Annotated in this window: 14 protein-coding genes; 7 read left to right on the top strand and 7 right to left on the bottom strand. The window is 39.1% G+C overall.

Translation table 11 applies throughout. The features are described 5' to 3' along the window. The first annotated feature begins 38 nt into the window (after positions 1 to 38). On the top strand, positions 39 to 1,847 hold the full coding sequence (pepF, locus tag PLANO_RS10695; RefSeq protein ID WP_038704438.1) for an oligoendopeptidase F: 1,809 nt from the start codon (positions 39 to 41) through the stop codon (positions 1,845 to 1,847). Positions 1,848 to 2,306: 459 nt separating this feature from the next. Here the strand turns inward: pepF and PLANO_RS10690 are convergent, their stop codons facing one another. The 3 genes from PLANO_RS10690 to PLANO_RS10680 form a co-directional block, all read right to left on the bottom strand. Further along, the gene (locus tag PLANO_RS10690) at positions 2,307 to 3,104 is read right to left on the bottom strand and encodes a ClpXP adapter SpxH family protein (RefSeq protein ID WP_038704437.1); all 798 of its coding nucleotides are present in this window, start codon (positions 3,102 to 3,104) and stop codon (positions 2,307 to 2,309) included. Beyond that, positions 3,101 to 3,499: a globin domain-containing protein gene (locus tag PLANO_RS10685; RefSeq protein ID WP_038704436.1), complete on the bottom strand. Its 399-nt coding sequence runs from the start codon at positions 3,497 to 3,499 to the stop codon at positions 3,101 to 3,103. Before PLANO_RS10685 ends, PLANO_RS10690 begins: the two co-directional genes overlap by 4 nt. Before the next feature lie 100 nt (positions 3,500 to 3,599). After that, positions 3,600 to 4,190 carry a CYTH domain-containing protein gene (locus PLANO_RS10680; RefSeq protein ID WP_038704435.1) on the bottom strand — a complete coding sequence of 197 codons (591 nt, stop codon included), beginning with the start codon at positions 4,188 to 4,190 and terminating at the stop codon, positions 3,600 to 3,602. A 111-nt stretch (positions 4,191 to 4,301) separates the two neighbouring features. On the opposite strand from PLANO_RS10680, the gene PLANO_RS10675 reads away from it, so the two are divergent. From PLANO_RS10675 to PLANO_RS10660, 4 genes are read left to right on the top strand one after another with little or no spacing between them, the layout of a single operon-like run. After that, positions 4,302 to 4,694: a UPF0738 family protein gene (locus PLANO_RS10675; RefSeq protein WP_038704434.1), complete on the top strand. Its 393-nt coding sequence runs from the start codon at positions 4,302 to 4,304 to the stop codon at positions 4,692 to 4,694. An 18-nt stretch (positions 4,695 to 4,712) separates the two neighbouring features. Further along, positions 4,713 to 5,390, top strand: a complete 678-nt coding sequence (locus PLANO_RS10670) for a GTP diphosphokinase (protein ID WP_038704433.1) — start codon at positions 4,713 to 4,715, stop codon at positions 5,388 to 5,390. Next, the gene (locus tag PLANO_RS10665; protein WP_038704432.1) at positions 5,387 to 6,193 is read left to right on the top strand and encodes an NAD kinase; all 807 of its coding nucleotides are present in this window, start codon (positions 5,387 to 5,389) and stop codon (positions 6,191 to 6,193) included. The genes PLANO_RS10670 and PLANO_RS10665 overlap by 4 nt, the downstream gene beginning before the upstream one ends. Positions 6,194 to 6,198: 5 nt before the next feature. Further along, positions 6,199 to 7,074 (top strand): RluA family pseudouridine synthase, encoded by an 876-nt coding sequence (locus PLANO_RS10660; RefSeq protein ID WP_038704431.1) that lies wholly within the window; start codon positions 6,199 to 6,201, stop codon positions 7,072 to 7,074. Here PLANO_RS10660 and prpE read toward each other — a convergent pair. Next, a complete protein-coding gene (prpE, locus tag PLANO_RS10655; protein WP_038704430.1) occupies positions 7,071 to 7,808 on the bottom strand; it encodes a bis(5'-nucleosyl)-tetraphosphatase PrpE in 738 nt (245 codons plus the stop codon). The two genes, PLANO_RS10660 and prpE, sit on opposite strands and share 4 nt — an antisense overlap. 101 nt (positions 7,809 to 7,909) lie before the next feature. On the opposite strand from prpE, the gene mgtE reads away from it, so the two are divergent. Then, positions 7,910 to 9,280, top strand: a complete 1,371-nt coding sequence (mgtE, locus tag PLANO_RS10650; protein ID WP_038704429.1) for a magnesium transporter — start codon at positions 7,910 to 7,912, stop codon at positions 9,278 to 9,280. 79 nt (positions 9,281 to 9,359) lie between these two features. Next, entirely contained in the window at positions 9,360 to 10,130 is a 771-nt protein-coding gene (gene fabI, locus PLANO_RS10645) for an enoyl-ACP reductase FabI (protein WP_038704428.1), read from the top strand. A 50-nt stretch (positions 10,131 to 10,180) separates the two neighbouring features. On the opposite strand, the gene PLANO_RS10640 is transcribed toward fabI, so the two are convergent. The 3 genes from PLANO_RS10640 to PLANO_RS10630 are packed head-to-tail and all read right to left on the bottom strand — an operon-like array spanning position 10,181 to position 11,917. Next, a complete protein-coding gene (locus PLANO_RS10640; protein WP_038704427.1) occupies positions 10,181 to 10,618 on the bottom strand; it encodes a GNAT family N-acetyltransferase in 438 nt (145 codons plus the stop codon). Further along, complete coding sequence (locus tag PLANO_RS10635) at positions 10,619 to 11,137, bottom strand: YjcG family protein (RefSeq protein WP_038704426.1); 519 nt, start codon at positions 11,135 to 11,137, stop codon at positions 10,619 to 10,621. It abuts the gene before it with no gap. Between the two features lie 57 nt (positions 11,138 to 11,194). Beyond that, positions 11,195 to 11,917, bottom strand: coding sequence for an alpha/beta hydrolase (locus PLANO_RS10630; RefSeq protein WP_038704425.1), 723 nt, complete (start codon positions 11,915 to 11,917; stop codon positions 11,195 to 11,197). Positions 11,918 to 11,980: the final 63 nt, after the last annotated feature.

Raw genomic sequence — 11,980 nt, 5'->3', positions numbered from 1 at the left:
TTCGTTTCCCGAAAGAACGGGATAGAGGAGGAAATTAAATGGCTGAGAAAGTATTAACAAGAGAAGAAGTTCCAACAGAATTAACGTGGAAGTTAGAGGATATATTTGAAACTGATGAACTTTGGGAGAAAGAATTTACAGAAGTCGCAGCACTTAGCGACAAAGCCGAGTCATTCCAAGGAACCTTGCATGAAAGTGCTGAAGCGCTTTACAACGTAATGGTTTACCGAGATGAATTGACAGAGCGCTTAAGACGTCTTTATACGTATTCGCATATGCGTTACGATCAGGATACAACTAATTCTAAATATCAGGCGCTAGATAGCCGGATTAAATCATTATTCGCTAAAGTATCAGCAGGATTGTCGTATATGACTCCAGAAATATTATCGATTGAAGAATCCATATTAAATGAATACGTAGCGAGTCATGAAGGGTTAGGCTTATATAAACAAGCTCTTGAAGAATTAAACTTAATGCGTCCGCATGTTTTACCTGCAGAGCAAGAATCGTTATTAGCTCAATTATCTGAAGTAAGCCAAGCATCATCAGAAACTTTCGGTATGTTAAATAATGCGGATCTTGAATTTCCAGAAATCGAAGATGAGTCAGGTGAGAAAGTCCAAATTACGCACGGCAATTATATCCGTTTCCTTGAAGGCAACGACCGCCGTGTGCGTGAAGATGCATTTAAAGCAGTTTACGCGACTTATGGAAAATTCCGCAATACGTTTGCATCGACTTTATCTGGAAACATCAAACGTGATAATGTAAATGCTCGTATTCGCAAATTTGACTCGGCACGTCAGGCGGCTTTAGCGGACGATCATATTCCAGAAGCAGTTTATGATAATTTGGTTGAAACGGTTAATAAAAATCTTCATCTATTGCACCGCTATTCAGCTTTGCGCAAAAAAGTACTGGGTCTCGATAAAGTTCATATGTGGGACTTACACACACCGTTAGTTCCAGAAGTAAAAATGGAAATGCCATACGAAAAAGCGACAGGCGTCATGCTTAATGGCCTTGAAGCTTTAGGTGAGGAGTATGTAGGGATTGTTAAAGAAGGCATCGACAATCGCTGGGTAGATGTGAAAGAAAACAAAGGCAAACGCAGTGGAGCTTATTCATCAGGTGCGTATGGAACTAATCCATATATTTTGATGAACTGGCAAGATAATGTAAACAATTTGTTTACATTGGCACATGAGTTTGGACATAGTGTCCATAGTTATTACACACGAAAAAATCAGCCATATGTTTATGGTGATTATTCAATATTTGTTGCAGAAGTTGCATCAACGACAAATGAAGCTTTATTAAATGAATACATGGTAAAAGCTACCGATGATGACCAGGAGCGCATTTATTTATTAAACAATTGGTTAGATGGCTTCCGCGGAACCGTATTCCGCCAAACAATGTTTGCAGAGTTCGAACACTTGATTCACAAAATGGACCAAGACGGGGAAGCATTAACAGCAGATCGTTTAACCGAAGTTTATTATCAACTAAACCAAAAATATTATGGACCTGATGTAGTGTCCGACGAAGAAATTGGGATGGAGTGGGCACGTATTCCACACTTTTACTATAATTATTACGTCTTCCAATACGCAACAGGGTTTAGTGCTGCGACGGCACTAAGTAAAGGAATCCTTGAAGAAGGACAACCTGCAGTCGATCGTTACATCAATGAGTTTTTGAAAGCGGGAAGCTCAGATTATCCGATTGAAGTGTTGAAAAAAGCGGGTGTCGACATGACACAGTCGAAAGCAATTGAAGAAGCATGTATGGTTTTTGAAGAAAAATTAAATGAACTAGAAAAGCTTTTATTGAATAACTAAAGCGTATAACAAAAGAAACAACCTACTTAAGGTTGTTTCTTTTGTTATACCAAGATAATTGTTGGTTGAGAAAGAAGGTAAGAGGAATAAGCAATTATGACAAATTTGTGAAACAACTTGTGAATTATTGATTTAACTATTATTCCGTGATAAGATTATGTTGTGAAATAAATCACATACAAACATACACCCCTTTGTTTGAGCGTGAACATTTCTCCCATCCCCTTTGTGTAATATAGAAAGACGCCTTCCGGACGTGGAAGGCGTCTTTCATTTTGTGTTGATTATCCAATTATTGGATATACTGTCCATGTTGGCTCGGATACTGTCCGAATCGGTCAAATACTGTCGAAATCACGCAAGATACTGTCCAGATTCGAAAAATACTGTCGAAAGCCAATTTGCTCCCTATATATAAGCCATAAAAAAATAACCTATCTCCCAAAACTGGGAGATAGGTTATTTTGCTTTCCATAAAGTTTCCTTTGCCATGGAAATGCGTTCTATTTTTTGTTGTAATACTTGTTTTTTCAGTTCGCACTCTGCTGTTTGTTCAGAAATATTATATATAGAAGCAATTTCTCTCGTAGCCATTGTCGTATATTTGGTGAAAAGATCATCTAAAGGAGGTGGAGTTTGACGATTCAAGCTTTCTTCTCCCATCATCTCCTGTAAAATCGTTTGGTACACATCGTATGAATAAAGTCCGGATACTTTTACACCTTCATCTTCAATGCATTCGTTAAAAAAGACGATGCTCGGCACTTCGTTAATCTCCATTTCACGGGTAATCTGTAAATCGCATTGGAACGCTTTTGCGGTATGTACAGAATGGAAGTCCGATTTAAACTCTTCTTGATCAAGATTTGCCTCTTCCGCGATTTCTAACAAAACGCTATAAGAAGAAACATCTTTTGATTGAAGAAATAAATGTTCCTGCAATTTGTGCAAGAAACGATTTCCTGAACGTTTTCCTTGAAGCTCTGCTGCTTTGATGGCAACAGAAGGCAAGACAGGATGAGTCAAATTCTCAGTATCTATATTTGCAGATAGAATGGTTTTGTTTAAATTTAATAATTGCGTGCTTAGTACAATACGCATAGAAAAATAATGACCATATTCGATTTGCAATTTCCGGATGACACCCTGCATTTCCCAACAATCTGGGTTTAAGGGATCTACAAAGACATACAGTTCCATTGGTTTGAAAGTATTCACAGGTTCGTGAACTGCTTCAACCAAATCTAAGTTGTTCACTCCAACTCCTCCTCACTATCAGACTCGTTGACCATGTGATGGGCAGTTAAAACGAGTCGGTTGAATAAGGTTTCACGGAATTTCCCGCTTAGTCCCACTTCATCCATTGCTTCACTCATACACTCTAACCAAGCTTGAGCTCTGGTTGGTGTGATAGCGAATGGGTTATGTCTAGCTCTTAGTCTCGGGTGTCCATGTTCTTCTGAATAAATATTCGGACCACCTAAATATTGAGTTAAAAATTGTTTTTGTTTACGGGCGGTTTCTGAAAGGTCATTTGGAAAAATAGGCTGCAGCTTTGGATGTGCCGCTACGCGAGCATAAAATGCGTCGACTAACTGTGATAATGTTTCCGCACCAATCTCATCGTACGGAATAATCGGTTTTCCAGTCATCATCGTGTCTCCTTTGCTTTAGCTGTAAATTCATTCTACCAACGGATCTCGAATATCTCAAACAAATCGATTGATGACATGGGAAGAATAGGATAAAAAACTAGTGGTCTTTAGTAGAATTTAGGGCAGAATTCATAAAACGTGCTATTTTTTTGTTAGCTGGACGTTCGGGAATTTCTTGATGTTTCAAGAAGTTTAGAAAATGTTGGTGACCGGTTTCAGCATCAGTAACTTCATATTCTAACTCAAAATCTTCTTGTCCGTTGTATTCGGAATGATCGATTACCAACAAGCCGCCAAGAAATTCAAATTCCACGCGATGAGTTGTTAATGTCCCAATAAGATCCAATTGTTCAGGAGAAACATCGAGTTTCAAAAGGGCTTCTGATACTTCCGTTGCATCAAAGCTTGTTAATGTCAGCATGCTTTGTGCCTGTTCTTTAGTTAAGGGATCAGTAATTTCGTAATGACCGATAGGAGCAGGGATTTTTAATGTGCATTCAAAGCGCTCGTTTTTATTGCGAATACGAAGTGCACTCAACTGTTTTTTTAATTGAAAATCAGGGGTATCAAAGTAATGGTTGTGTTGTGTAACAGGTCCGTTATGAGAATCGGAAAAATCCTCTAATAAACGGCTATATTCTTTTTTGGTTAACATGTTTTTAAATTCAATTTCGAGTTCTTTTGTCATTGGAAGCACCTCTCTAGTAATTTCATTATCGGATAGTTCAGCGCAAACTGCAACGAATGACAGAGCTGTGGTAAAATATCATTATTAAGAAGCTAGAAAGGAAGGTTCGATTTGCATAAATTGGTTGCAGTAAATACAACTAAAATTACGAATAATGAAATCGAGTTTATCATCGAAGAAAATGAACCGACAGAGGCGCTTGAGGCAGCTGGTCAAATGCTTACAGATTCCGATAAAAAAGCATTTGTTTATTTATTAGACACGGGTACGGATTATATATATGTTCAATTTCCGATACATACATGGCCAGCGATGACCAATGCGCTCGAAATGAAAAACGTTCCACTTTTAAAATGGGGCAAACAAATTATGCCACTGTCAGAGTTCCACGAGGAATTACTGATGCTCGTGGATAATATTGAAGGTAATGACAATTATGGCGAAGAATTTCGTACTGCGGTAGAGCAAACATTTCATGAGGCACTTGCTTCACGATCTTACTAGAAGTGAGGAGGACTTGAGATGGGTCAATGGAATCGGTTTTTAGCGCCATACAAACAGGCAGTAGATGAATTAAAGATAAAGTTTAAAGGAATGCGAGGTCAATTTGAAAATGACAACACAAATTCACCAATCGAATTTGTGACAGGACGCGTCAAACCATTGGCTAGTATTTATGATAAAACATTAGAAAAAGGCATTTCATTTGAACCTTCTGAAAAACTAGCATATCAATTGCAAGACATCGCAGGAATTCGAATGATGTGTCAGTTTGTTGGAGATATTGAGACGGTAGTTGGCTTGTTAAAGCAGCGAAAAGATTTGCGGATTGTTGAAGAAAAAGATTATATTTCGAACGAAAAACAAAGCGGCTATCGCTCGTATCATGTGATTGTGGAATATCCTGTTCAAACAATTAATGGCGAGCAGTTAATTTTAGCTGAAATTCAAATCCGCACATTAGCGATGAATTTTTGGGCTTCAATTGAGCATTCCTTGAATTATAAATATAAAGGTGTTTTTCCAGAAGAGATAAAAAATAGGCTTCAACGTGCTGCAGAAGCGGCATTCCAGTTAGACGAAGAAATGTCTCAAATACGGGATGAAATACAAGAAGCGCAAGCTTATTTCACTGAGTTTAAAGACTCACCTGGAACACATTTTCGAAACGATAGAGAGGGAGGTCGAACAGAGCGATGAAATTTCATATCATATCGAGGACAGACAAATTATCCAATGAATTGATGGCCACTGCAAAGGATTACTTAGAAGATTTTGGCATGGAATGGAATGAGGAATCTCCAGACGTTGTGTTGTCGATTGGCGGGGACGGAACTTTACTTCACGCTTTCCATAAATACAGTGAAAAACTAGCGGATGTGGCCTTTGTAGGAATACATACTGGTCATTTAGGGTTTTATGCCGATTGGAAACCAATCGAAATTGAAAAACTCGTCTTGTCTATCGCAAAGAAAGAATATGAAGTTATCGAGTATCCATTGCTAGAAGTGAGTATTCACTATCAAAACTTAGACGAGCCTGCGGTTTACTTAGCTTTAAATGAGTCTACTGTTAAATCACCTGACGTTACTTTGGTAATGGATGTCTTTTTAAACGAAAGTCATTTTGAACGGTTTAGAGGAGATGGTCTGTGCATGTCAACTCCTTCCGGCAGTACAGCTTATAATAAAGCACTAGGCGGAGCAATTATTCACCCATCATTACAAGCTATGCAATTAACGGAGATGGCATCTATTAACAACCGGGTTTTCCGAACAGTTGGATCGCCATTAGTTTTGCCTGCTCATCACAGATGTGCATTACGACCAGTTAAAGCTCCTGACTTTATGGTAACAGTTGATCATCTGCAATTGCTTCATAAAGACGTAAAATCAATCGAATATAGAGTGGCTGACGAAAAAGTTCGCTTTGCTCGTTTCCGTGCATTTCCATTCTGGCAGCGAGTTCATGATTCCTTTATCGACAGTGAGCTCTCAGAGTGAATAAGATGAAGCCTTTTCAATTAACATACACCGCTGAATATCCAGGCATGCTGCGCGAAGCGTTAGGAGCTTGGGGTATTTCAAAACGGACGCTAGCCTCTGTTAAATATGGCGGTGGTCAGATTTTAGTTAATGATCAAGAAGTGACGGTTAGGCATATCCTAGAAAAAGGCGATGCTGTAACCGTTATTTTTCCGAACGAGGAACATGGCAAGGGCTTACTTGCAGAAGATGGGCATTTAGAAATTGTGTACGAGGATGAAGTGTTGCTCATAGTGGAAAAGCCACCGCTACAAAACACCATTCCGTCTCGCGAGCATCCTTTTGGCAGCTTAGCGAATATTGTCGCAAAACATTTTAATGACAATGGAATTCCTTCTACTTTGCATATTGCAACTCGACTTGACCGAGATACTTCGGGACTTGTTTGCATTGCAAAAAACCGCCATATTCATCATATGATTTCTCAACAACAGCAAGAAAAAAAGATGAAACGACGGTATGAAGCACTAGTTCATGGCCAAATCGACAAACCCGAATTTACGATAACGGCTCCGATCGGACGGAAAAGCAACAGCATTATCGAGCGAGAAGTACGTGATGATGGACAGTTTGCAGAAACGCACGTGCGTGTACTTCAGAATCTTAAAGCATACGCGCACGTATCATTGCAATTGAATACGGGCAGGACACATCAGATACGGGTTCATTTAGCTCATATTGGTCATCCTTTAGTTGGTGACGATTTGTACGGCGGCAAACGGGATTTGGTGAATCGTCAAGCTTTACATTGCACAGAACTCGAGTTGATTCATCCGGTTTCAGGAAGACCGCTTATTTTTCATTCAGCATTAAATGATGATATGCAATCTTTAGTTTAATCGTAAATATAAAAGCGATCAGGCTGATAGGGTTGCAAAGAAGATACAGAAACGATGTTTTTTTCGGGAAAACGAAATGCGCTGAGTGCACCACCAAAAACACAACCGGTATCGATATTAACCGTATTGTTAATAATATAAGGCTCTGGAGTTGGTGTATGGCCATACACAACCCATTTGTTCCCTTTATAAGACTTAGCCCAATTGCGCCGGACAGGTCGACCGTTAGCGTGGAATTTCCCTGTAGTATCGCCGTATAGTACAAATACGGCAATGCCTTTACTCAGTGGTTGTCCAATCATTTCGGCTTTTAGGCCAGCATGAGCAATGATTAAATCATTATCAAACTGCTGGTAATGCGGGAGTTGCTCATAAAATTGGATGTAGCGCTTTTTGAATTGCTGTTTTTCCACCTGAGGCAATTGTTCCCATTCAGCTACAGTCATTTCTAGCCCGTGAGCTAATTGAACCTGATGTCCTTTAAAAAAACGGTAAAGTTTATTGCAATGATTTCCTGGAGAATAATAGAGAATGCCTTCGTCTTGTAATGCGAATAATAAGCGCAATACATTTAATGATTCCGGACCGCGGTCTGTTGCATCACCAACAAAAGCCAGGTTCCTATTATCAGGATGAACGAAAATCGGTCCATTTTTTTGGTAACCTAATTTTTCGATGAGTAGCAGTAACTCTTGATAACACCCATGAATATCTCCAATAATATCAAATTTCATCTTACACACCTCTTTGTTTAAAAATTTACTATACATAACCATCGTGTAACGTATAGACTACTATAGCAAGCCTAGAAGAACTTCGAAAGGAGGGAGTATACATGATGGACGAAAAAGTAGTACGGGACGAAGAGTTAAACGAAGCTTTATTTGCTGAAATGCTTATACGCGGAGACGTCAAAGATTTCCGTGAAGAATTCCTATCACACCATCCATACGACCAAGCAAGTTTTTATGAAAAGGCTGATTCCGAAACAAGGCAATTGCTGTATCAGTATCTCTCTCCTAAAGAGATGGCAGATTTATTTGAAGCAATTGAATTAGACGATGACGACTACGAAGATTTATTCCGCGAAATGGATGCTCGTTATGCTGCAGATTTACTGTCGTATATGTATACAGATGACGCGGTTGACGTTTTAAACGAATTAACTAAAGAACAAGTTGCAAGCTATTTAACCATTATGGACAAAGAATCAGCTCAGCAAATTAAAGACTTGCTTCATTACGAGGAATATACAGCCGGGTCAATCATGACCACTGAATTTGTTGCGATTCCTAAAAATTCAACAGTTCGTTCGGCGATGAATATTCTTCGTAACGCTGCACCAAATGCTGAAACGATTTATTATGTATTTGTTGTTGATGATGAAAAGAAACTTTCAGGTATTGTTACATTGAGAGATTTAATTCTTGCAGAAGAAGACACATTGATTAGTGCCATCATGAACGAGCGCGTGGTTAGTGTCTCGGTTAGTGAAGACCAAGAAGAAGTTGCTCGTATGATTAAAGATTATGATTTCCTAGCTTTACCGGTTGTTGATTTTCAACAGCATTTGCTAGGGATTATTACAGTCGATGATATCATCGATGTATTAGAAGAAGAAGCTTCAGATGATTACTCGAAGCTCGCAGCCGTATCTGATATGGATACATTTGATAAAAGTTCATTAACAGCTGCTAAAAAACGATTGCCGTGGTTAATTTTGCTGACGTTTTTAGGAATGTTAACGGCTAACTTGATGGGCATGTTTGAAGCAACTTTAGATCAAGTTGCGTTACTTGCTGTGTTTATCCCACTTATTGCGGGTATGGCGGGTAATAGTGGAACGCAAGCTCTAGCTGTAGCAGTTCGAGGAATTGCGACAGGAGATATTGAAGAAGAAAGTAAAATGAAATTATTATTACGTGAAGCGGGTACGGGTCTTATTACGGGAGTAGTTTGTGGAATTGTTGTTGTAGGCTTGGTTTACTTTTGGAAAGGTGAATTGCTTATCGGAATGCTCGTTGGGACAGCTGTGATGAGTTCTATTTTTGTTGCGACATTAGCGGGTTCGTTTATCCCATTATTAATTCACCGGATGAAAATTGACCCTGCTGTTGCTTCAGGACCTTTTATTACAACGTTAAATGATATTATTTCAATTTTAATTTATTTAGGTTTAGCTACGACATTTTTAAGTCGACTTTAGAAAAGTGCAAATTGCACTTTTCTTTTTTATGAGGTATTATTAGTACCAGGTAATAATTATGTATGCAGGAGGAATGGACATGTCAATATCATTAAAAGGAAAGACTTTTGTCATTATGGGAGTAGCAAACAAACGTAGCATTGCTTGGGGAATCGCACGTTCGCTAGATCAATCGGGAGCTAATTTGATTTTTACATACGCAGGTGAACGTTTTGAAAAGTCGGTGCGAGATTTAGTTGCGACATTAGATGGCAACCATGAACTGATTTTGCCGTGTGACGTAACAAACGATGAAGCAGTCGCTACATGCTTTACGACGATTAAAGAACAAGTAGGAACGATTCACGGACTTGCACACTGTATCGCTTTTGCAAAAGGCGAAGAATTAGCAGGCGATTTTTCAGATACATCACGAGACGGCTTTTTGTTGGCGCATAATATTAGTGCATACTCGCTAACAAACATTGCGAAAAATGCAAAACCATTGATGGCAGAAGGCGGCAGTATTGTTGCACTAACTTACATTGGTGGCGAACGTGTAATGCCAAACTACAACGTTATGGGTGTTGCAAAAGCATCTCTTGAAATGTCGGTGCGTTATTTAGCAGCAGACCTTGGCAAGCACAATATTCGTGTGAATGCGATTTCTTCAGGTCCAATTCGCACGTTGTCTTCAAAAGGTGTTAGTGATTTCAACTCGATTTTACGTGAAATTGAAGAAAAAGCGCCATTGCGTCGCAACACAACACCAGAAGAAGTTGGCGATACAGCAGCATTCCTATTTAGTGATATGTCTCGCGGAATCACAGGAGAAACAATTCACGTTGATAGCGGATACCACGTTTTATAAAAATGAAAAAAACAGATCAGCCAATTTACATCGGCTGATCTGTTTTTGTTTTACTCTACTGTAATGGCTTTTTCCATCGATTTATGGGGAATATCTGCATCCATAAATTCTTCCGATGTAACTTCATAACCAAGCTTTTCATAAAAGGCAAGAGCATGGGTCTGCGCATTTAATTTTAGCCTAAAAATGCCATTAGATTGAGCATAGTCTTCCATACCATTCATTATCAGGACACCAATATGTTGTCCGCGGTATTCAGGAAGAACACATACTCGTTCTACTTTGCCTAAACCGACCTCTACTTCGCGAATACGACCGGCAGCAATTGGTTGTTCAAGTTGATAAGCAACAAAGTGAATCGCATCGTCATCGTGTTCATCCATTTCAATATGAATAGGAACACGCTGCTCTTCTACGAATACTTTTCTACGAACATCAAAAGCTTGTTCTTTTTCCAACTGGCTTTCAGCTATTTTCACTTTAAACACTTACTGATCATCTCCCGTTAAACGGAATGTCTCGTATACTGTCCATGAACCATCTTCCAATTGGTAAAGTAAATGCATCCGGTCAATAACTTCTTCATGATCGATGCCAGCCATTTTCAATTGACCATAAACATCTGCGTGCTCCGTGTCAGACAATTTTTGTCCAATTGTAATATGTGGCACGAAAGAGTGCTTTGGCATCCCGCCGAAAAAGTCAGAATGCAAGTCTTCGTGTAAAGAAACAATATCTTCGTTCGGTTCTACCTTAAAGTACAAGGTAGTAGTGACCGGTGAAAATGTACTGACACGTGTCGCATGTAATTTAAAAGGCTTGTGGCGCTTTGCAATGTTTTGCATTTCTGCTGCCATATCCTTAACGTCCGATGCATCCACCTCAAATGGTTCTTTTAATGTCATATGAGGGGTAATCAATTCATAATGCGGGTCATAACGTTTACGGTACGAGTTTGCGATGTCTTGTAATTTTTTTGATGGAAATGCTGCTACTCCATATTTCATCTAAACGACCTCCTTGTCTGTAATAACCATTTTTGTGCCTTGGAGCAATTTTAGCTTCTACATGCCAAAGTTCTGAATAAGTGCACGTCTCAAATCGGGCTGCCAATGCTTCCAAGTGTGGTCTCCTTCAAATTCTTCATAAAAGACCGAAAACCCTTTATTTTTCATTAAATTATTTAATTGGCGATTTGGTTCGAGAAAATCTGCGGTCTCGCCAGACCCTAGTTTTACAGCTGTTTCTTCTTTTCCGATAACGTGATAAACCGTAAAAGAATTGGCGGATTTAAAAGCTTCTACTGCGGTCAGCATGTCTTCGCCAACTTTTGGTGATTGAAGAATCACACGACCGAAAATGTTTGGGTATTTTAAAGCAGCCATTAATGATGCCGTTGCCGCTAAGGAATCTCCGATTAACGCACGTCCCATACCTACTTGATAAGTCGGATACTTTTCGTCAAGGAAAGGCACCAGTTCATGTGCTAGAAACCGTAGATAAGCGCTGTGTTGTTCACCAGTAGGCTCGTATTTTTTATTTCGGTCTTCTACACTTTTGTATGGAACACCGACAACGATGATGTTTTCGATTTCTCGATTTTCTAATAACTCGTCAACTACTCGAGGAATTCGTCCTAATTGAAAATAGTCTTTGCCATCAGATGCAATGACGAGCGTGTATTTATACAAGGGTGAAAAATTCGATGGAAGATAGACGAGCAATTGCATATCTTCTTGAAGTTCCTTGCTATAGATGGATAAATCTTCTACCTTGCCAGTAGTCATGTACGTGCCTCCTTTATGATTCTATAAGAAAATTGTACCATAATGAATGTTCAAGGTATAATG

This window comes from Planococcus sp. PAMC 21323, assembly GCF_000785555.1.
In the GTDB taxonomy this organism is placed as follows: domain Bacteria; phylum Bacillota; class Bacilli; order Bacillales_A; family Planococcaceae; genus Planococcus.
This window is presented reverse-complemented; position numbering and strand designations above follow the sequence as displayed.

Coding starts and splice junctions, on each gene's coding strand:
- PLANO_RS10660 (WP_038704431.1), top strand. CDS start 6,199: ATGAAGCCTTTTCAATTAACATACACCGCTGAATATCCAGGCATGCTG.
- pepF (WP_038704438.1), top strand. CDS start 39: ATGGCTGAGAAAGTATTAACAAGAGAAGAAGTTCCAACAGAATTAACG.
- PLANO_RS10665 (WP_038704432.1), top strand. CDS start 5,387: ATGAAATTTCATATCATATCGAGGACAGACAAATTATCCAATGAATTG.
- PLANO_RS10635 (WP_038704426.1), bottom strand. CDS start 11,137: ATGAAATATGGAGTAGCAGCATTTCCATCAAAAAAATTACAAGACATC.
- PLANO_RS10685 (WP_038704436.1), bottom strand. CDS start 3,499: ATGACTGGAAAACCGATTATTCCGTACGATGAGATTGGTGCGGAAACA.
- PLANO_RS10630 (WP_038704425.1), bottom strand. CDS start 11,917: ATGACTACTGGCAAGGTAGAAGATTTATCCATCTATAGCAAGGAACTT.
- PLANO_RS10670 (WP_038704433.1), top strand. CDS start 4,713: ATGGGTCAATGGAATCGGTTTTTAGCGCCATACAAACAGGCAGTAGAT.
- prpE (WP_038704430.1), bottom strand. CDS start 7,808: ATGAAATTTGATATTATTGGAGATATTCATGGGTGTTATCAAGAGTTA.
- mgtE (WP_038704429.1), top strand. CDS start 7,910: ATGATGGACGAAAAAGTAGTACGGGACGAAGAGTTAAACGAAGCTTTA.
- fabI (WP_038704428.1), top strand. CDS start 9,360: ATGTCAATATCATTAAAAGGAAAGACTTTTGTCATTATGGGAGTAGCA.
- PLANO_RS10680 (WP_038704435.1), bottom strand. CDS start 4,190: ATGACAAAAGAACTCGAAATTGAATTTAAAAACATGTTAACCAAAAAA.